Annotated in this window: 1 protein-coding gene and 1 pseudogene; both read right to left on the bottom strand. The window is 46.0% G+C overall.

The genetic code is table 11. From position 1 onward, the window contains the following. Window positions 1–97 precede the first annotated feature (97 nt). On the bottom strand, window positions 98–418 hold the full coding sequence (locus BGO89_03135; GenBank protein OJX58330.1) for a hypothetical protein: 321 nt from the start codon (window positions 416–418) through the stop codon (window positions 98–100). After that, window positions 415–1,076: pseudogene (locus BGO89_03130) on the bottom strand (hypothetical protein). The gene BGO89_03135 and the pseudogene BGO89_03130 overlap by 4 nt, the downstream one beginning before the upstream one ends.

The raw sequence follows: 1,076 nt of genomic DNA, 5'->3' as shown, positions 1-1,076 counted from the left end.
ACTACGGGGTAGTGTTCAAGCGGCATCCCAACGATTCGGCTTCGTCATCTACATATTGGAACACTACCCCAACTACCTATTGGAACGCTACCGTTGTTTACAGCCCAACTATTGATCCATCAATAGCCAATGCAAACAATGCGTATAGGATGAAACAAATAGTTACATCAAGAACAAGATGTCCCACTCTCGTATCACGTATACGAAGGGCAGAAAGAATTGTACTGCTTGTGAAAACAATGATGGCAATACTCTTCATAGTTGTTCCTTCGATTGGATAGGAAGCGGCTATGAGGAAATCGAACACACTCATCCATCTCTCTGGGTCTTTTCTGAATGTATCGACTAAAGCCCATGCGGATACTAGGACCACTAGTATCCGCGTGGTCACTACGACAGTTTCTTTGGTAGTCTTCATGGTTCAGAGATTGGTTGATATGGCCCTATTGGTGTGTTTTCCTTAATTTTTTTCCGCCTGTCAATTTCCTCTTGATAGGGTTTAGTGTTGTCCTTACCGTATGCCTTAGCAGGAAGTTTGACATCTCCTCCTGTTACAAGGATAAGGAAAAGAACAAAACTGTTACTGTTGGGACCCTCTCTAGCGTTGTAATCCGGAGTTGCCATCCTCACTTCTTCAAACTTTTCGAGAATATCCAATTCGAAATCTTCCGACCCTTTTTCCTCATCTGGCCTAGTAACTTCATGTTGCTCAATATCCTCTCTAGAATCGAGATCCGCTTGTCTAAAGGGCTTCATCATTGGACGCCCCTTTGTCCCCCCTGGGGCATTTCCGCCTAGTTCGATAAGAACGTCCTTCTCCTTTGTCGTTACTCGTATGAAAGCATGGCGCGGTTGTCCAAGTACACCAGCTGCCCATCCCAAAAATCCCCCGCCTTCATACATCGTACTATTAGGAATTCGCTCAGTGTATACTGTAACATCCTTACCATTGTCATCGAGCTGAGTTACGGGATTGTTCTTGGCATACTGATACGGCGTCAGAGCGGTGTACTTGCTCCACAGGGGATCCACCGACAGGAACCTGCCATACCCCGCATCGTACTGCCTGACGCCGT

Origin of the sequence: Candidatus Kapaibacterium thiocyanatum (assembly GCA_001899175.1) — a bacterium.
Classification (GTDB): domain Bacteria; phylum Bacteroidota; class Ignavibacteria; order Kapaibacteriales; family Kapaibacteriaceae; genus Kapaibacterium; species Kapaibacterium thiocyanatum.
This window is presented reverse-complemented; position numbering and strand designations above follow the sequence as displayed.

Coding starts and splice junctions, on each gene's coding strand:
- BGO89_03135 (OJX58330.1), bottom strand. CDS start 418: ATGAAGACTACCAAAGAAACTGTCGTAGTGACCACGCGGATACTAGTG.